Origin of the sequence: Bradyrhizobium sp. SK17 (assembly GCF_002831585.1) — a bacterium.
Classification (GTDB): domain Bacteria; phylum Pseudomonadota; class Alphaproteobacteria; order Rhizobiales; family Xanthobacteraceae; genus Bradyrhizobium.
In genome coordinates this window covers 1,760,544-1,776,350 of the sequence record NZ_CP025113.1, presented here as the reverse complement: position 1 = coordinate 1,776,350, position 15,807 = coordinate 1,760,544, and the positions used below count along the sequence as shown (strand labels likewise).

21 protein-coding genes and 1 pseudogene are annotated in these 15,807 nt (G+C 65.7%); 21 read left to right on the top strand and 1 reads right to left on the bottom strand.

Translation table 11 applies throughout. The features are described 5' to 3' along the window. The first annotated feature begins 89 nt into the window (after positions 1–89). The 5 genes and pseudogenes from CWS35_RS08365 to CWS35_RS08345 all read left to right on the top strand — a co-directional run. A complete protein-coding gene (locus tag CWS35_RS08365) occupies positions 90–1,259 on the top strand; it encodes a tyrosine-type recombinase/integrase (RefSeq protein WP_244646388.1) in 1,170 nt (389 codons plus the stop codon). Next, positions 1,253–2,167, top strand: coding sequence for a tyrosine-type recombinase/integrase (locus tag CWS35_RS08360; protein WP_168226283.1), 915 nt, complete (start codon positions 1,253–1,255; stop codon positions 2,165–2,167). The genes CWS35_RS08365 and CWS35_RS08360 overlap by 7 nt, the downstream gene beginning before the upstream one ends. After that, the gene (locus CWS35_RS08355) at positions 2,164–3,171 is read left to right on the top strand and encodes a tyrosine-type recombinase/integrase (RefSeq protein ID WP_100951625.1); all 1,008 of its coding nucleotides are present in this window, start codon (positions 2,164–2,166) and stop codon (positions 3,169–3,171) included. Before CWS35_RS08360 ends, CWS35_RS08355 begins: the two co-directional genes overlap by 4 nt. 484 nt (positions 3,172–3,655) lie before the next feature. Next, positions 3,656–3,955: a DUF736 domain-containing protein gene (locus CWS35_RS08350; RefSeq protein WP_057196369.1), complete on the top strand. Its 300-nt coding sequence runs from the start codon at positions 3,656–3,658 to the stop codon at positions 3,953–3,955. Between the two features lie 166 nt (positions 3,956–4,121). Further along, positions 4,122–4,298 (top strand): annotated as a pseudogene (locus CWS35_RS08345) (DUF736 domain-containing protein); the annotation flags it as partial. A 185-nt stretch (positions 4,299–4,483) separates the two neighbouring features. Here CWS35_RS08345 and CWS35_RS08340 read toward each other — a convergent pair. Beyond that, positions 4,484–4,711, bottom strand: a complete 228-nt coding sequence (locus CWS35_RS08340; protein ID WP_046193802.1) for a helix-turn-helix domain-containing protein — start codon at positions 4,709–4,711, stop codon at positions 4,484–4,486. Positions 4,712–4,897: 186 nt separating this feature from the next. On the opposite strand from CWS35_RS08340, the gene CWS35_RS08335 reads away from it, so the two are divergent. The 16 genes from CWS35_RS08335 (at position 4,898) to CWS35_RS08265 (ending at position 15,802) form a co-directional block, all read left to right on the top strand. Further along, a complete protein-coding gene (locus tag CWS35_RS08335) occupies positions 4,898–5,161 on the top strand; it encodes a DNA -binding domain-containing protein (RefSeq protein WP_046193877.1) in 264 nt (87 codons plus the stop codon). Between the two features lie 125 nt (positions 5,162–5,286). Then, positions 5,287–5,568, top strand: a complete 282-nt coding sequence (locus tag CWS35_RS40020; protein ID WP_200894503.1) for a transcriptional regulator domain-containing protein — start codon at positions 5,287–5,289, stop codon at positions 5,566–5,568. After that, a complete protein-coding gene (locus CWS35_RS08330) occupies positions 5,561–6,067 on the top strand; it encodes a DUF2285 domain-containing protein (protein ID WP_200894504.1) in 507 nt (168 codons plus the stop codon). Before CWS35_RS40020 ends, CWS35_RS08330 begins: the two co-directional genes overlap by 8 nt. Before the next feature lie 151 nt (positions 6,068–6,218). Next, positions 6,219–6,512 (top strand): AlpA family transcriptional regulator, encoded by a 294-nt coding sequence (locus CWS35_RS08325; RefSeq protein WP_046193803.1) that lies wholly within the window; start codon positions 6,219–6,221, stop codon positions 6,510–6,512. Then, on the top strand, positions 6,509–7,147 hold the full coding sequence (gene parA, locus CWS35_RS08320; protein ID WP_046193804.1) for a ParA family partition ATPase: 639 nt from the start codon (positions 6,509–6,511) through the stop codon (positions 7,145–7,147). The genes CWS35_RS08325 and parA overlap by 4 nt, the downstream gene beginning before the upstream one ends. Next, positions 7,144–7,398, top strand: a complete 255-nt coding sequence (locus tag CWS35_RS08315; RefSeq protein ID WP_046193805.1) for a hypothetical protein — start codon at positions 7,144–7,146, stop codon at positions 7,396–7,398. The genes parA and CWS35_RS08315 overlap by 4 nt, the downstream gene beginning before the upstream one ends. Then, positions 7,395–7,904, top strand: a complete 510-nt coding sequence (locus CWS35_RS08310; RefSeq protein ID WP_046193806.1) for a DUF2840 domain-containing protein — start codon at positions 7,395–7,397, stop codon at positions 7,902–7,904. Before CWS35_RS08315 ends, CWS35_RS08310 begins: the two co-directional genes overlap by 4 nt. Further along, positions 7,901–8,446: a S26 family signal peptidase gene (locus CWS35_RS08305; RefSeq protein ID WP_046193807.1), complete on the top strand. Its 546-nt coding sequence runs from the start codon at positions 7,901–7,903 to the stop codon at positions 8,444–8,446. The genes CWS35_RS08310 and CWS35_RS08305 overlap by 4 nt, the downstream gene beginning before the upstream one ends. A gap of 45 nt (positions 8,447–8,491) precedes the next feature. Next, positions 8,492–8,827, top strand: a complete 336-nt coding sequence (locus CWS35_RS08300; RefSeq protein ID WP_046193808.1) for a DUF736 domain-containing protein — start codon at positions 8,492–8,494, stop codon at positions 8,825–8,827. A 3-nt stretch (positions 8,828–8,830) separates the two neighbouring features. Next, positions 8,831–9,592: a lytic transglycosylase domain-containing protein gene (locus CWS35_RS08295; RefSeq protein WP_046193809.1), complete on the top strand. Its 762-nt coding sequence runs from the start codon at positions 8,831–8,833 to the stop codon at positions 9,590–9,592. Positions 9,593–9,836: 244 nt separating this feature from the next. Next, the gene (locus CWS35_RS08290; protein WP_046193810.1) at positions 9,837–11,576 is read left to right on the top strand and encodes a VirD2 family relaxase/mobilization nuclease; all 1,740 of its coding nucleotides are present in this window, start codon (positions 9,837–9,839) and stop codon (positions 11,574–11,576) included. Between the two features lie 31 nt (positions 11,577–11,607). Continuing rightward, complete coding sequence (locus CWS35_RS08285) at positions 11,608–13,596, top strand: conjugal transfer protein TraG (protein ID WP_046193811.1); 1,989 nt, start codon at positions 11,608–11,610, stop codon at positions 13,594–13,596. Positions 13,597–13,604: 8 nt separating this feature from the next. Continuing rightward, positions 13,605–14,036, top strand: a complete 432-nt coding sequence (locus CWS35_RS08280) for a ribbon-helix-helix protein, CopG family (RefSeq protein WP_046193879.1) — start codon at positions 13,605–13,607, stop codon at positions 14,034–14,036. Positions 14,037–14,208: 172 nt separating this feature from the next. Beyond that, positions 14,209–15,192: a P-type conjugative transfer ATPase TrbB gene (trbB, locus tag CWS35_RS08275; protein ID WP_046193812.1), complete on the top strand. Its 984-nt coding sequence runs from the start codon at positions 14,209–14,211 to the stop codon at positions 15,190–15,192. Continuing rightward, positions 15,189–15,521 carry a TrbC/VirB2 family protein gene (locus CWS35_RS08270; protein ID WP_046193813.1) on the top strand — a complete coding sequence of 111 codons (333 nt, stop codon included), beginning with the start codon at positions 15,189–15,191 and terminating at the stop codon, positions 15,519–15,521. The genes trbB and CWS35_RS08270 overlap by 4 nt, the downstream gene beginning before the upstream one ends. After that, entirely contained in the window at positions 15,521–15,802 is a 282-nt protein-coding gene (locus CWS35_RS08265) for a VirB3 family type IV secretion system protein (RefSeq protein ID WP_046193814.1), read from the top strand. Before CWS35_RS08270 ends, CWS35_RS08265 begins: the two co-directional genes overlap by 1 nt. Positions 15,803–15,807: the final 5 nt, after the last annotated feature.

Here is a 15,807-nt window from a genome sequence, read left to right as displayed (position 1 = left end):
TAGTCCTGCCTCCACATGCAGAAGGGGGCGACATGCCGACAGGTGTTTATGTCCGTCAGAACGCGGTCTCTGACCGATTGAAGGCGGGAATGGCCGCAGACCACGCGGTCGACTTTGCGCGATGGCTCCGTGAGCGCCGATACACGCCACTTACCATCGTCGAGAGGATGCGGCTGCTTGCGAGTTGGACGCACTGGGCGCGCGGGGCAGGCTACACGCTGGCTGCAATCCGTGAGGCGCACGCGGCCTCGTTCTCCTTGATCGAAGCGGGACATCGGCCGCGCTTCCGCGGCGACCTCAACAAGGACGCGGTCGAGTGCGCCAAGCTGTTCATCGCCTACCTTGAGGATCAAGGCCAGTTAATGCGATTGCCGGCTAAACCGGCAGCGCCAGTGGTTGTCGAGTTTGCCGCTTGGGCCCGCGAGCAGCGCGGCCTGGCCGAAACGACGCTCGCGGCGTATCTTGGGACGATTACTCCCTTCGTCCAAGCGCTGGGGGATATCCCGACCTCCTACGACGCCGTAACGATCCGGGCATACATGATCGAACGTGCGAAGGCCGTATCGGTCGAGCGCATGAAGGGCATATCGGTCGGCATCCGCGCGTTCTTGCGCTTCCTGATCGCGAGAGGACGATGTCCGTCTGGGCTCGACCACGCCATGCCGAATGTTGCGGGATGGCGGCTGGCATCGATCCCGCGCTTCCTGCCTGATGCTGATATCGCGCGGATTATCGGTGCATGCAATGGAGAGCGGCGCCTGCGCGACCGCGCCATCATCCTGCTGTTGGTCCGGCTTGGGCTTCGGGCGAGCGAGGTGGCGCGGCTCAGCTTCGATGATATCGACTGGCGGCAAGGCAGCATCCGCCTGTGCGGCAAAGGCCGGCGCGAGGAACTGCTGCCGCTCACCCAGGAGATCGGCGACGCGCTGCTCGCCTACATAGAACGCGGACGGCCGGCACTGGGCACACCATCCCTGTTCATCACCGAATATGCGCCACTGCGGCCAATCGACCGCCTCACGGTCAAAGACCTGGTCAAGCGCGCGCTCAAGCGTGGGGGCATCGAGAGCCGCTACAAGGGTGCGCATATCCTGCGCCACTCGGCGGCCACGGCGATGCTCCGCCACGGCGTCAGCCTGCCGGGCGTGAGCACAGTGCTGCGCCACCGGTCGCAGGCAATGACGGCGCATTACGCCAAAGTCGATATCGCCCTGCTGTCGGCCATCGCGCAGCCCTGGCCGGGGAGGTCGCCATGCTGATCGATGATGTTGATCGCTACATCGAGCTGCGCCGCTCGCTCGGCTTCAAGCTCGCAAAGACGGCCCGACACCTCACCGCGTTCGCGCGCTATGCGGTCGACCGCGGCGATACTCATGTTCGCCGCGAGACCGCGATCGCGTGGGCGGCGGCCGTCTCGTCGACCCCGGGCAGTCACCAACGGCGGCTTCAGGAGATCGCGCTCTTTGCACGCTTCCTCTACGCCGAGGATCGCGAGCATGAAGTTCCGCATCATCCCCGCCGCCCTGCAACACGTCCCGCGCCCTATATCTATACGCCAGAGGAACTGGCTCGCATGCTCGACGCTGCAGGCAATCTGCGGCGCCAGAAGCCCAGCCCGCTAAGGCGCCACATCTATGTGATGCTGATCGGGCTGCTCGCATCGACCGGTCTGCGGATCTCCGAGGCTCTGAACTTGAAGTTGGGCGATCTGCTGCCCGACGGCGTGCTGCACATCCGCCAGACCAAGTTCAACAAGAGCCGGCTTGTGCCAATGCACCCCAGCGTGGTCGAAGCGCTGCAGGCCTATCTCGAGGTCCGGCGGCGGTTCGCCGGTCTGGATGACCATGTGTTCCTGTCTGTGGATGCCAAGCCGATGTCGGTTCGGACCGCCCAGACCAACTTCTATGTAATCCTGCGCAAAGCTGACGTCGGTCAGAATCGGTCGCGACGTCCGCGTATCCATGATCTGCGCCACACCTTCGCGACGCGCGTGCTGGAGCAATGCGCGATGCGTCGTGATGACGTTGCGCGCGACTTCGTCGCTCTCTCCACCTATCTCGGTCATGCGGACATCCGGCATACCTACTGGTATCTGGAAGCCACCCCGGACCTCATGGCCGATATTGCAGATGCTGCTGAGACGCTGATCGCCGGGGAGGTCGCATGACGCCGATCGCCCCGCTCATCACCAGCTTCATGCGCGAGCACATGCCGCAGCAGCGCGGCTACAGTCCGCACTCCTGCGAGACCTATGCGTATAGCTTCCAGCTATTGTTCGCCTTCACCGCCCAGCGCCTGCACACGCGCCCCTCTCTACTCCAGCTCGAGCAGATCGATGCAGACATGGTGGTCGCGTTCCTGCATCACATCGAACATGACCGCGGCAACGGTCCGGCGACTCGCAACCTGCGGCTCGCCGCGATCAAGTCGTTCATGCGCTACGTCGAGCTGCGGCACCCTGGCGCGTTGGAGCAGGTCGCCCAGATCAATGCGATCCCAGGCAAGCGTCATGACCAGAAGCTCATCCGCCATCTGACCATGGACGAGATCCGCGCCGTGCTTAATGCTCCCGACGCGACGACACGCCTCGGACTGCGGGATCGGGCGATGTTGCATCTGTGCTTCGCCGGCGGCCTGCGCGTCTCCGAGTTGATCGGCCTCACCCTGGAAAACGTCACGCTGCAACCGAGGCCAAGCATCCTGGTGTTCGGCAAGGGCCGGCGCGAACGCAGCCTTCCGCTATGGAAGGAAACCGCTCGCGACCTGCGCGCTTGGCTATCAGTGCGAGGGAAGCCGCCAGCGACAGAGCTGTTCGTCAACGCCCAAGGGATGGCGATGACCCGCGCCGGCTTTGAGTATATCCTCGAAAAGCACGCAAAGGCCGCCGCGGCTCGATGCCCTACCCTGAGCGGCCGCACGCTATCGCCACACCTTCTGCGGCACAGTTGTGCGGTCCTGATGTTGCAGGCCACACGCGACATCCGCAAGGTGGCGCTCTGGCTTGGCCACGCCGATATCCGCACCACGGAGATATATCTCCGCATGGATCCCTCTGAAAAGCTGGAGGCGGTGGAAGCGGTCATTCCGCCGGCGCTGCGCCGCGGACGGTTCAAGGCACCAGACGCGCTGATTGCCTCGCTGTCGGAGAAAGCACCTCTGCCTTCAGGGTGAGAGACGTCGGGCAGCCAATCGCTACGACGAAATACCTTTGATGCGCTGTGACGTCGCGGCATCACCGCGCCGTCCCGCATGAGCAATCGAGCGCTTCTTCATTAGGTTGGGATCGGCGAAGCAAAGCGCTGTGGCTCAATCGCGCTTGCTGTGATGGTGTCGCCGTCGCGGCGGTGGTGATGCCTTTGAGCCGTTACTCTCCTGTCGGGCTGTTTGGCCCCACGTCCATACCGGCCTTTTGCTGGCGGATCACGCGCCACAATACGCTCACTGCGCTCGCCGACCTTTACCCGCAATGGCTTGTTCGCGATCTTCTTCCCCTGCCGCCAAGCGGCGGCATTCCTCGCGAGGCAACAAGATCGCTCAGCCCGCCATCCTCCGCTGCGCTGCGGGCCAGAGGCTGCGGGCCGGTCGTTGCGGCGCTCAGAGATCGCCATCAAGGCCGCGATGGTCGCGGGCTTGGGAACAGCAACAGGAGATTACCATGGCTCAGATTGGCACCTTCACCCGCGCCGAAGACGGCTCCTACACCGGCACCATCAAGACGCTCTCGCTCAACTTCAAGGCGCGCTTCCTTCCGGCCGAACCCTCTGAGAACGAGAAGGCTCCGAACTTGCGCGTGGTGGTCGGTAATGTCGAGATAGGTGCCGCGTGGCAGCGGACCTCCAAGGACAACAACACCGTCTACCACTCGGTCAAGCTCGACGACCCGTCCTTCCCGGCGCCGATCTACGCCAACCTCGTCGCGGTCGATGACGGCTACGCGCTGGTTTGGTCGCGCTGATCCGCAGGCCTTGCGGCGCCTCGCCTCGAGCGAGGCGCCGCGGCTTCTCTCCACGGGATTATGCGGAGTGTCGCCGCCACAAAAGCCCTTGAAAACCGCGGCCACCAGCCAACGACTCCGCATAATCCCGCGCTACGCATAATCGGTATTATGCGGTGCACCGCATAAGGTCGAGATCGGCGCCGCCTGGTCCAAGCGCTCGAACGAAGGCCGCGACTATCTGGGCCTCAAGCTCGACGATCCGAGCTTCACCGCCCCTATCTTCGCCAACCTTTTCGACGACGAAGGCGGCGAGGGCTACAGCCTCATCTGGTCCCGCCCCAGCCGCCGCAACGCGGATTGACCGACTGGCTCAGGACGCCCCGCCCGATCATCGGGCGGGGCAAGTCCTTTCAGGGTTCGCCGATCCGGCTTTTGGCGCAACGTCGGTTTTACGCGTTAGCGGCTTGCCGGCTTTGCACGTTTCCGTCGATCCGACTGTGCGGATCGCGCCGGCGAGTCGGGATTCGCTCCGCGACTCGCTGAGACTTATGTCTCAGCGTCCTCCACCGTCTCATCGAGAAGGTCGGCAGGTCTCACACCCAACGCCTCCGACAAATGCCACATCGTCAACAACGTCACATTCTGCTGGCCCCGCTCCATGCCGCTCACATAGGCGCGGTCCACGCCCATCTTCACGGCGACCGCTTCCTGGCTCAGACCGGCAGCGACGCGATACCTCCTGACGTTGGCTCCAAAAACTCTGCGAATGTCCATCCGCAGGTTAGAAGGCAATCGTGCATTATAGCGCTACGTGTTATAATACACGGCCGCGAAGCCCGCTCGCGATGCCGCAGATGGTCCGGCGCGATGCGTGAAAAGCATCGGGAAATTTCAGTTGTCGGTCTGGTTTGCAGTTGCGATGTGGATACGATCGATTAACCAAAGAAAATGAGCGCGTCGATGACCGTCATTACTTTTCAGGATCGTCCGCCCGACGGTGACCGCCTGACAGGCTACGACGAAAGCCATCTTGCGCTCTATATCCGGCTCCTCGACGCCGCTGCCGAAGGCGCCGATTGGCGTGAGGCGGTGCAAATTCTTTTCGGGCTTGATCCCGACGGCGATCCCGACCGCGCCCGAACGATTCACGACAGCCATCTCGCCCGTGCCCGCTGGATGACCACGACGGGTTATCGCGAGCTCCTCCGTCCCCGTGTGTCCTAGAGCAGGACACTCTTCCCGGTTGTGCGGGGCATCGCGCCCCGCGGTTTTGGGGACTTCCGCCGCGCCTCGGCGGCGGCAAGCTTAGTGTGCAGGGGGCCACTCAAAGCGCGGACCAGGAGACGCGTATGGCCGAGCCGCCCGATTGGCGATTGCATACAACCGAACGCGCGCTGAACCGGCTGGAGCGGCAAGGGTTCGCGTGGGAATTTCTGCGCCGGAATCCCGACTATCGCGGCGACTATGACCGGCTGCGCGGCATTTCGATCAGCCGGTCAGACACCTCATTGCCTCGCAGGAGCGCAGCCCTGCAATGGGGGTTGCGATTTCCTGCTCGATCCCGACCGCTCGGCCAGCGAGACCGCGATTTTCTGGCGGCCCGAGCTTGTCGCAAGTGTTCTGATGCTTGAAGCCGCGCCAGCCGTCTTTCGCACGGCCCGGCGGCTCGAACAGCTCGACCTGACCGACGCCACGCTGCACGCGCACCGCGATGATGGAAGCGCGATCATCCTGGCCGATCCCGATGGTGACCACTATTTGATCGCCGACGCTATCAGCCCGGCTCAACCGCTCGCCGTCCTGATACCGCTCGACGACAGCTTCCACATTCGCGCCGAAGCGGCGTTGCGATTCCAACGCCGCCTGTTCCGACGCGCCGCCGGTCCGCTACCGCGCGCGCTCACACTCACGCCGCGCCACCGCTTGCGGCTGGTGCGCATGGTGCGCGCGCTCGATGGCCGATCCGCGGGCGCGACTTATCGCGAAATCGCCTGGGTGCTGTTCAACAGGCAGTGGCAGTCCGCTACCGAATGGAAGACGTCGTCCATCCGTGCCCAGACGATCCGCTTGGTCAAGGATGCGCACACAATGATGCGCGGCGGCTATCTCCGCCTGCTCGCCGGCCGCTAACCCGCACAACAGTTCGCCTCAACCATCGCCGAGAGGGGTACGCGCACGCGGGGGCCTCACTCCGTCATCCACCTTGACGCCCGTGCTTCGCCATCGTGGTCGTCGCTTCGCCACCGCACGCTGGAGGCGCAGCCGACACCCGGAGGCAGCCATGCCAGCAGCGCGACTCGACACCCCTCCACGCTATCTCCGCACGCCCGAGGCGGCGCGCTTCCTGGGTCTGTCCGGTCGCACTCTGGAGAAGCACCGCACCTATGGCACCGGACCAGTCTATCGCAAGCTTGGCGGCCGCATCGTCTATGCCCTCGACGATCTCCAGGCCTGGGCGGATCGTGGCACACGCCTATCCACGTCCGATCCAGGCCATGACGTTGTACATCCGGCCAAGCCGCATGCGAGACTCACCCAGGCGACTCCCACCCGGCGCGGTGGCGGTGCGTCATGATCGTCGCGCTCCTCAGCCAGAAGGGTGGCGTCGGCAAGACGACGCTCGCGCTGCATCTAGCCGGTGAATGGGCCAGCAGGGGAAGGCGCGTTCTATTCATTGACGCCGACCCGCAGGGCTCGGCGCTGGACTGGTCACAGCAGCGCGGGCGCGAAGGCCTGCCGCGCCTCTTCGGCGTTGTCGGTCTGGCGCGGGACACGCTTCACAGCGAGGCGCCTGAGCTGGCGAGAGACGCAGATCATGTGGTGGTCGACGGACCGCCCCGCGTCGCCAGCCTGATGCGCTCCGCGCTGCTCGCCGCCGACCTGGTGCTGATCCCTGTACAGCCCTCGCCGTTCGACGGCTGGGCCTCCGCGGAGATGCTGTCGCTGTTCCGCGAAGCGCGGATCTATCGTCCACAGCTCGCCGCCCGCTTCGTCCTCAACCGATGCGCCGCGCGCACCATCATCGCCCGCGAGACGGCCGAGACACTGGCCGATCACGATCCGCCGGTGCTCGCGTCCACAATTGGCCAACGTGTCGCTTTCGCCGACACCGCGCGGTCTGGACGCCTCGTCTCGGAAATCAACGGGCACGGCCCGGCAGCGCGCGAAATCACTGCGCTGTGCGCCGAGGTCGGGAGGATCGCGCCATGACGGAGCGATTCCACAAGCGTGCCTTCACTGCACGTCCAGCCGATCCTGAGAGCTGGGTAAAAGCCCCCGATCCGCGCGCCGCGCGCGGTGGCGACGCCGCCAATTTCACCGCGCGCATCACCATCGACGTCACGCCCGACATGCGCGGCCAGATCAAGATCGCCGCGTTTCAGCGCGGCGTCACCGTCGCCGACATGCTGCGCGAACTGCTCGCCCGCGAGTTTCCCCCAACCGAAGGAGATACGCCATGAACGGCGCTGCTCATTTGCGCCGTGTACCGGCGGCGCTCCTCTTCGACGGTCTGACTCGCGTCGAACTGACCTGGATCGAGAAGAGGATCGAATACTGGATTCGGTTCGGCCGAGACGTCCAGGAACAGATTCTCGACCGCCGCCAGCGAGTCGTCAGCTTCCCGCCCCATAGCGTCTTCGCCTTTGTCCGTTGGGCGGCCAATGACTTCGGGACGATCATCTCACGCATCGACATCCTGCGCGCGGTCTCGCCGGGCGAACCCTATCAGACGCTGCCCTTCGTGCGCCCCGGCGGCGACATTCTGCTGAAGGCCGAGAGCTGGCCGAAAGTCGAACGCGTCCTGCAGATTGTCGACGCCATCGAGGCGATCGGCATCAATCCGGCCGAGGTCTCGCCGCATCACTGGCGGCACGTTCACAATCGTCTCTCTGCCGGCCAGGAGCCGCGCAGCTACACGGCCGACCAGCATCGAGCCATCCTTCTGCGTCGGAAGGTCGAGCCATGACCCGCTTCGGCTACGTCATGACGACGTACTTCACCGTGATGCTGATCGGTGGCCTGTCTTTCATCCACGTCACGCCCAGGCTGATCTGGAATGCGTCCGCCAGTACGCCGGTCGGCCTCTATTCAATCGATCGGTCGCCGCAGCTCGAAGTGACCGACTTGGTCGCCGTGAACGCACCCGAGCCGCTCGCCTCGTTCCTCGCCGAGCGCGGCTACCTGCCTCGCGGCCTCCCGCTCATGAAACGCGTCGCCGGTCTATCGGGGCAACAAGTCTGCCGCACCGGCGCACACGTCACCGTCGACGGCATCGCAATGGGCGATGCGCTGACGCGCGACCGTCTCGGCCGCGATCTTCCCATTTGGCAGGGCTGCCGGCGCATCGCCGACGGCGAGATCTTCCTCATGAACTGGTCCGTCGAGGACAGCCTCGACGGTCGCTACTTCGGTCCGATCTCCGCCCGCTCGATCATCGGCCGCGCAACGCCCGTGTGGACCGATGAAGACGGCAGCGGCCGCTTCGAATGGCGCGCCGCGACGCGGTGAACGACGCGCCTACTCGACCTCACCGCATAACAAAGGAGTCTTTCCATGCCGCAGATCGGCGAATTCACGCGCACAAAGAACGGCTACGCCGGCCACATCCGCACACTCTCGCTCGACCTCGATATCGTGCTTGTCCCCGCCGAGCACACCGACGCCGAGAATGCGCCGGACTATCGCGTTCACCACGGCAACGATGACGGACCTGAGATCGGCGCCGGATGGAAACGCACCGGCGAAAAGGCCGGCGATTACGTCTCCCTGCAGATCGACGATCCCACCCTGGCCCAGCCGATCCGCGCGAACCTCTTCCAATCGACAGAGGACAAATCCGCCTGGAGCCTGCACTGGAATCGTCCGCCCAAGCGCGGCGAGCGGGACTAAACGATGTCCGGCCCGCGCCATCAAGCTGTCGTCGGGCGGCCAAACGCCGTCCGACCGACAGCCTTCCTTCTCCTTTCCGGCCTGCTCCTCGCCGCGCCACTAAGCGCTACAGCGAACGCTCAGAATGCACCCGCCACCCGCACGGCGCCGACCCATCCGTTCGCGGCCAACATTGACGAGGCCGCACGGCGTTTTGGCATTCCGGCCGCGTGGATTCGCGCCGTCATGCGTGCGGAAAGCGCTGGCGATGTGCGCGCGATCTCCTCTGCCGGCGCGATGGGCCTGATGCAGATCATGCCCGGTACGTGGGCGGAGCTGCGCGTCCGCCATAGGCTCGGGCGCAACCCATACGATCCGCGCGATAACATCCTGGCCGGCGCTGCGTACTTGCGCGAGTTGTATGATCGCTACGGTTCGCCGGGATTTCTTGCGGCCTACAACGCGGGACCAGGGCGCTACGAAGAGTATCTCGCGGGCCGCCCGTTGCCGGCCGAGACCCGCGCCTATGTAGCCGCGCTGGTCCCTTCCTTCGGCGGCGGTGACCTGCCCGGTGCAGTCACCGTCGCCGCGGCTGATCCTCGCGCCTGGACTCGCGCACCGTTGTTCATCACGCGCGCTGGCGGCACCACCGCTGTCGATCCAGCGCAGACGGAAAGCCCTCCGGATGACGCTCCGGCAGCAACTCCGGCGCGCGAGACTTCTGCGATCGTCCCGCAATCCTCGGGCCTGTTCGTGGCGCGCTCGGATGGTGGAGGCCCGCGATGACGGCGCTTCGCCCGGATCGCGGTCTGGCGGGCTCCAGCGCATCATGGAGTGCGTGGAGGGGGAAGCAGGGCAGCACAACCGCACGATGGCAGGATAAAGGGGCGCGATGTGCGCCTCGGTTCGGTTGTGCTTTTTCAATGGCTTACGCTGCGAATTCGCGAGGTGCGCCTGTTCGGCGCAGCCTGCGGCTCCGGCGATTTCATAAGCAAATCAGCGCTATCGCGCGATGTGCGGTCTTGCCGCCATGAGCGACGACAACGATTTCCGCGTCCGGCCAGGCCGCATCCGCTCGACGCGCGCGCAGCGCGCGAGACCGTTCATCGCCCAAGCGTTGGCCGCCGCCCAGCGCGCGGGCGGATCGGTCTCCCGGCAAGGGACGATCGGTCCCGGCCACCGCTCTCGGTTCGGCCGCGGCCAGCGTGCATCGTTGCAGGCCAATCGGCTCATCACCTCCCGCTCGCGCGGCGCTGTCGTCAAGGCGCGTGTGGTCCGCCACGGCGGACGCAACGCACCGCTCGCGACCCACCTGAACTATCTGCGCCGCGAGGGCGTCACCCGGGATGGAGAGAAGGCCCGGCTGTTCGGGCCTGGCGCCGATGACGCTGACCCGAAGGCGTTCGCGGAGCGGTGCGAGAATGACCGGCATCATTTCCGGTTCATCGTATCGCCCGACGACGCCGTCGAAATGGCGGACCTCAAGACCTTCGCGCGCGATCTCGTCGGGCAGATGGAAAAAGACCTCGGCGCCAAGCTCGATTGGGTCGCCGTCGACCATTGGAACACCGAGCATCCGCACCTCCACCTGATTGTGCGTGGCGTGCGCGAGGATGGCGAAAACCTCGTCATCTCCCGCGACTACATCAAGGAGGGCATGCGCGACCGGGCGCGCGACCTGATCACCCAAGAACTCGGACCGCGCACCGATCATGAAATCCGCCGCACGCTCGAGCGCCAAGTCGACACGGAGCGCTGGACCAATCTTGATCGGCAGCTCGCCCGCGACAGCTACCGCACCGGCGTCGTCGACCTCGCGCCGCGGCCCGACCGCCAGCCTGACGAATTTCATGCGCTCAAGGTCGGACGCCTGCGAAAGCTTGAGTCCCTCGGCCTCGCCGATCAGATCGGTCCCGGCCAGTGGGCGATTTCGGAGAACGCCGAGACGACGCTACGCCAGCTCGGTGAACGCGGCGACATCATAAAGCGCATCCATCGCGGCCTGACCGAACACGGCATCGAGCGCGGCGCGTCCAACTATGTGCTCGCCGGGGAAAGCCTGGACGATCCTGTCGTCGGCCGGCTGGTCGCCCGCGGTCTCGACGATGAGCTGAAGGGTACAGCCTATGCCGTGGTCGACGGCATGGACGGCCGCACCCATCACATCAAGCTGCCCGATCTCGACGCCGCCGGCGATAGCGCGCCCGGCTCAATCGTCGAGCTGCGCAGGTTCGACGACGCGAAGGGGCAGCGTCGCGTCGCGATGGCGGTCCGATCAGACCTCACCATCGAGCAGCAGATCACCGCGACCGGCGCCACTTGGCTTGATCGACAGGCGATCGCCCGCGAGCCGGTTGCGCTCGGTGGCGGGGGCTTCGGCGCGGAGGTGCGCGACGCCCTGGACCGGCGCGCCGAACACCTGATTGGGCGAGGTCTGGCCGAACGTCAGAACCGCGGCGTCAGCTTCAGCCGCAACCTGATCGAGACGCTCCGCCGGCGCGAGTTGGACGCCGTGGGCGCCAAGATCGCGGCAGAAAGCGGCCGCCCATTCAATAAGGCTGCGGCGGGGGAATACGTCGCTGGCGCCTACCAGCGGCGCATCGCGCTCGCCTCCGGCCGCTTCGCGATGATCGATGACGGCCTCGGCTTCCAGCTCGTGCCCTGGTCGCCCTCACTCGAAAAGAAACTCGGCCGGCATGTCTCCGGTCTCGCGCGCAGCGATGGCGGCATCGACTGGAGCTTCGGCCGCAAGCGGAGGCTGGGCCTGTGAACAGCACGCCTCATCAAGAAAGGACTCCACTATGTCGGCCACCAAAATCCTCTGGGGCCAGATCCTTGTCGTCTCCCTGATTGTGCTCGCGACCACCTGGGCCGCGACGCAGTGGACGGCATGGCAGCTCGGCTTCCAGCCGCAGCTCGGCCGGCCATGGTTCGAACTCTTCGGCTGGCCGATCTACTATCCGCCGGCCTTCTTCTGGTGGTGGTACTTCTACGATGCCTATGCACCGCACGTTTTCGTCGAGGGCGCCTATATCGCGGCATCCGGCGGCTTCATCGCCATCGCGGTCGCCATCGGTATGTCGGTCTGGCGCGCGCGCGAGGCCAAGAATGTCGAGACCTACGGCTCGGCGCGCTGGGCGCGAGCCGATGAAGTCCGGGCGGCCGGCCTGCTTGGACCCGATGGTGTGGTGCTCGGCAGGTTCGACGGCGCCTATCTTCGTCATGACGGACCTGAGCATGTGCTGTGCTTCGCCCCGACCCGCTCCGGCAAGGGCGTCGGCCTTGTTGTGCCGTCGCTGCTGACCTGGCCAGGCTCCGCCATTGTTCACGACATCAAGGGCGAGAACTGGCAGCTCACCGCCGGCTTCCGCGCCCGACACGGCCGGGTGCTGCTGTTCGACCCGACCAACGCGAAGTCGTCCGCCTACAACCCGCTGCTCGAGGTCCGCCGCGGCGAATGGGAGGTTCGCGACGTCCAGAACATCGCCGACATTCTCGTCGATCCCGAAGGGAGTTTGGAACGCCGCAATCATTGGGAGAAGACGTCCCACGCGCTGCTGGTCGGCGCCATTCTGCACGTTCTATACGCCGAGACCGACAAGACGCTCGCCGGCGTCGCCGCCTTCCTGTCCGACCCCAAGCGGCCGATCGAGTCGACGCTCGCCGCCATGATGAAGACGGCGCATCTCGGCGAAGCTGGACCGCACCCGGTCATCGCGTCGGCGGCGCGTGAGCTGCTGAACAAATCAGACAATGAGCGGTCCGGCGTGCTGTCCACCGCCATGTCGTTCCTCGGGCTTTACCGCGATCCGGTAGTGGCCGAAGTGACTCGCCGCTGTGATTGGCGCATCACCGACATCGTCGGCGGGACGCGGCCATCGACGCTCTACCTCGTGGTGCCGCCGTCCGACATCGCGCGCACCAAGCCGCTGATCCGGCTTCTCCTCAACCAGATCGGACGCCGCCTGACCGAGGACCTGCGGGCAAAGGGAGGCCGACACCGTCTGCTCCTCATGCTCGACGAGTTTCCAGCGCTCGGGCGCCTCGACTTCTTCGAGTCCGCGTTGGCCTTTATGGCCGGCTATGGCCTGAAGAGCTTCCTGATCGCGCAGTCGTTGAACCAGATCGAGAAAGCCTATGGCCCGAACAACTCGATCCTCGACAACTGCCATGTCCGCGTCAGCTTCGCGACCAATGACGAGCGGACGGCCAAGCGCGTGTCGGATGCGCTGGGCACCGCGACCGAGATGCGCGCGATGCGGAACTATGCCGGACACCGGCTCAGCCCTTGGCTCGGCCATCTGATGGTGTCGCGATCGGAGACGGCGCGCCCGCTGCTGACGCCGGGCGAGGTGATGCAGCTCCCGCCCGCGGACGAGATCGTCATGATCGCGGGCACGCCGCCGATCCGGGCGAAGAAGGCGCGCTACTTCGAGGATCGCAGGTTTCAGGAACGCATCCTGCCACCGCCGGCGCTGGCAAAGACAGCGGCGGCAAAGCCGGACGACTGGAGCAAGATGCCGCTGCCGCCGCGGCCGGAGATCGGGGGCGCCGCCGCAAAGGATGGCCAGGGCGACGACGAGGACCCGACCGGCTCGGAACGCCGCCACCAGCCCGAGCTGAACAAGGCCGGGACCGTCGAGAAGAAGGCGCCGATCGACAACGAGTTCGACCTCGATGGTCCCGACGACGCCGATGACGACGCCGCGCGCGCACGCCGGCTGAACCAGGTGATGCAGGGCGTCGCGCGGCAGGTCTCGCTCGATCCCAACGACGGCATGGACCTCTGAGCGTGGCGATCATGAAGATTCCGAAGAAGCAGCGCCTCTCGGTCTATCTCGATCCGGACATCATGAAGGCGCTCGCCGCTTATGCCGCTCGTCGCGATCAATCGCGATCCCTGGTCGCGGAAGCGGCGATCGCATCCTTCCTGTCACCCGACACCGCCGAGCGCCAGGAAGCCGCGACCACCAAGCGATTGGACCAGCTCGACCGGCGCATGACGCGCATGGAACGCGACCTCGGCATTTCGGTGGAAATGCTCGCGGTGTTCGTCCGCCACTGGCTCACCACCAACCCGCCATTGCCGGAGCCAGCCCAGGCGGCCGCACGCGCACAGGCGGGCGAGCGGTACGACGCCTTCGTCGCCGCGCTCGGCCGACGACTCGCGAAGGGACCGAAGGTGCGTGAGGAGATTTCCGAAGACGTCGCAGGTGTCCCGGGCGCGTAATAATCGTCGCCCCGGGCATCGCAAGAGTTTGTCCGTTCCGCCGTCGCCCTGTCTTTGTACGCCACAGCACTACGACCCCATCCTGCTTGTTGTCATGACCTGATTTCTGCCTCTTCTACTGATCCCCGATCCAGGGCCGCATGTTTGCGGTCCCGCGCAGAACGGGGACGACATGGCGGTTTCTCACCAGCAATCTGAAGCGATCCTTCGAGGCGCGCGCATGTTGCGCACCGCCCTTGGCCCCGCCATCGCCGGATTCCTGGAAGACCCGTCGATCGTCGAGGTGATGCTCAATCCCGATGGACGGCTCTGGATCGACCGGCTGTCCGAGGGCCTTTCCGACAGCGGAGAGCGTCTGTCGCCCGCGGACGGCGAGCGCATCGTCCGCCTCGTCGCGCATCATGTCGGCGCAGAGGTTCATTCCGGTTCACCACGCGTTTCGGCGGAGCTTCCCGAAACGGGGGAGCGGTTCGAAGGCCTCTTGCCTCCTGTCGTGGCGGCGCCGGCGTTCGCGATCCGCAAACCCGCCGTCGCTGTCTTCACGCTCGATGACTACGTCGCCGCCGACATCATGTCGGTCGAACAGGCGGAGGTGCTCCGCCACGCCGTCGCGGACCGCCGCAACATCCTCGTCGCCGGCGGCACCTCGACCGGCAAGACGACGCTCACCAACGCGCTGCTCGCCGAGGTGTCGAAGACCTCCGACCGCGTCGTTCTGATCGAGGACACGCGCGAGCTGCAATGCGCCGCGCCCAACCTGGTCGCCATGCGGACGAAGGATGGCGTCGCATCGCTCTCCGATCTCGTCCGCTCCTCGCTTCGCTTGCGCCCCGATCGCATTCCGATCGGAGAGGTGCGCGGCGCCGAGGCGTTGGATTTGCTCAAGGCATGGGGGACGGGCCACCCGGGCGGCATCGGCACGATCCACGCCGGCACCGCGATCGGCGCGCTGCGCCGCCTCGAGCAGCTCATTCAGGAAGCCGTCATCACCGTCCCGCGCGCGCTGATCGCCGAGACCATCGATCTCGTCGCCGTGCTCAGCGGCCGCGGCTCGACCCGTCGCCTCGCCGCACTCGCCCGCGTCAAAGGCCTTCAGCCGGACGGCGACTACCGCGTCATCCCCGCAACCCAGCCCGTCTCAGGAGACCCCGAATGATCCGTCATGCCTTGCTCGCGCGCCGTCACATCGCGACAGCCGTGTCCGTCACCGTCGTCAGCATGATGCTGGCGCCGGCGGCTTATGCTTCCGGCTCATCGATGCCGTGGGAAGCGCCGCTGCAGTCCATCCTCGAATCCATCGAGGGACCTGTGGCCAAGATCATCGCCGTGATGATCATCATCATCACGGGTCTGACGCTCGCCTTCGGCGACACATCAGGCGGTGCGCGGAAGCTGATCCAGATCGTCTTCGGCCTGTCGATCGCCTTCGCCGCGTCGAGCTTCTTCCTGTCGTTCTTCTCTTTCGGCGGCGGAGCGCTCGTTTGATGGCGAGCTTGATCGATAGCACCGGCGACGTGCCGGGCTACGCCGTCCCGGTCCATCGGGCGCTCACCGAGCATATCCTGCTCGGCGGCGCGCCGCGCTCGATCGCCATCCTCAACGGCACGCTCGCGGCGGCGCTCGGCCTCGGCCTGCGCCTCTGGCTGGTCGGTCTCGGGCTCTGGGCGATCGGGCATTTCGCGGCGGTGTGGGCGGCCAAACGCGATCCGCAATTCGTCGACGTGGTGCGCCGTCACCTGCGCATCCCCGGCCACCTGAGCGCGTGAGGCCC

What these genes read in the sequence shown, in the direction of transcription:
- CWS35_RS08365 (WP_244646388.1), top strand. Translation starts at nt 90, where the DNA reads ATGGCCGCAGACCACGCGGTCGACTTTGCGCGATGGCTCCGTGAGCGC.
- CWS35_RS08360 (WP_168226283.1), top strand. Translation starts at nt 1,253, where the DNA reads ATGCTGATCGATGATGTTGATCGCTACATCGAGCTGCGCCGCTCGCTC.
- CWS35_RS08355 (WP_100951625.1), top strand. Translation starts at nt 2,164, where the DNA reads ATGACGCCGATCGCCCCGCTCATCACCAGCTTCATGCGCGAGCACATG.
- CWS35_RS08350 (WP_057196369.1), top strand. Translation starts at nt 3,656, where the DNA reads ATGGCTCAGATTGGCACCTTCACCCGCGCCGAAGACGGCTCCTACACC.
- CWS35_RS08340 (WP_046193802.1), bottom strand. Translation starts at nt 4,711, where the DNA reads ATGGACATTCGCAGAGTTTTTGGAGCCAACGTCAGGAGGTATCGCGTC.
- CWS35_RS08335 (WP_046193877.1), top strand. Translation starts at nt 4,898, where the DNA reads ATGACCGTCATTACTTTTCAGGATCGTCCGCCCGACGGTGACCGCCTG.
- CWS35_RS40020 (WP_200894503.1), top strand. Translation starts at nt 5,287, where the DNA reads ATGGCCGAGCCGCCCGATTGGCGATTGCATACAACCGAACGCGCGCTG.
- CWS35_RS08330 (WP_200894504.1), top strand. Translation starts at nt 5,561, where the DNA reads ATGCTTGAAGCCGCGCCAGCCGTCTTTCGCACGGCCCGGCGGCTCGAA.
- CWS35_RS08325 (WP_046193803.1), top strand. Translation starts at nt 6,219, where the DNA reads ATGCCAGCAGCGCGACTCGACACCCCTCCACGCTATCTCCGCACGCCC.
- parA (WP_046193804.1), top strand. Translation starts at nt 6,509, where the DNA reads ATGATCGTCGCGCTCCTCAGCCAGAAGGGTGGCGTCGGCAAGACGACG.
- CWS35_RS08315 (WP_046193805.1), top strand. Translation starts at nt 7,144, where the DNA reads ATGACGGAGCGATTCCACAAGCGTGCCTTCACTGCACGTCCAGCCGAT.
- CWS35_RS08310 (WP_046193806.1), top strand. Translation starts at nt 7,395, where the DNA reads ATGAACGGCGCTGCTCATTTGCGCCGTGTACCGGCGGCGCTCCTCTTC.
- CWS35_RS08305 (WP_046193807.1), top strand. Translation starts at nt 7,901, where the DNA reads ATGACCCGCTTCGGCTACGTCATGACGACGTACTTCACCGTGATGCTG.
- CWS35_RS08300 (WP_046193808.1), top strand. Translation starts at nt 8,492, where the DNA reads ATGCCGCAGATCGGCGAATTCACGCGCACAAAGAACGGCTACGCCGGC.
- CWS35_RS08295 (WP_046193809.1), top strand. Translation starts at nt 8,831, where the DNA reads ATGTCCGGCCCGCGCCATCAAGCTGTCGTCGGGCGGCCAAACGCCGTC.
- CWS35_RS08290 (WP_046193810.1), top strand. Translation starts at nt 9,837, where the DNA reads ATGAGCGACGACAACGATTTCCGCGTCCGGCCAGGCCGCATCCGCTCG.
- CWS35_RS08285 (WP_046193811.1), top strand. Translation starts at nt 11,608, where the DNA reads ATGTCGGCCACCAAAATCCTCTGGGGCCAGATCCTTGTCGTCTCCCTG.
- trbB (WP_046193812.1), top strand. Translation starts at nt 14,209, where the DNA reads ATGGCGGTTTCTCACCAGCAATCTGAAGCGATCCTTCGAGGCGCGCGC.
- CWS35_RS08270 (WP_046193813.1), top strand. Translation starts at nt 15,189, where the DNA reads ATGATCCGTCATGCCTTGCTCGCGCGCCGTCACATCGCGACAGCCGTG.
- CWS35_RS08265 (WP_046193814.1), top strand. Translation starts at nt 15,521, where the DNA reads ATGGCGAGCTTGATCGATAGCACCGGCGACGTGCCGGGCTACGCCGTC.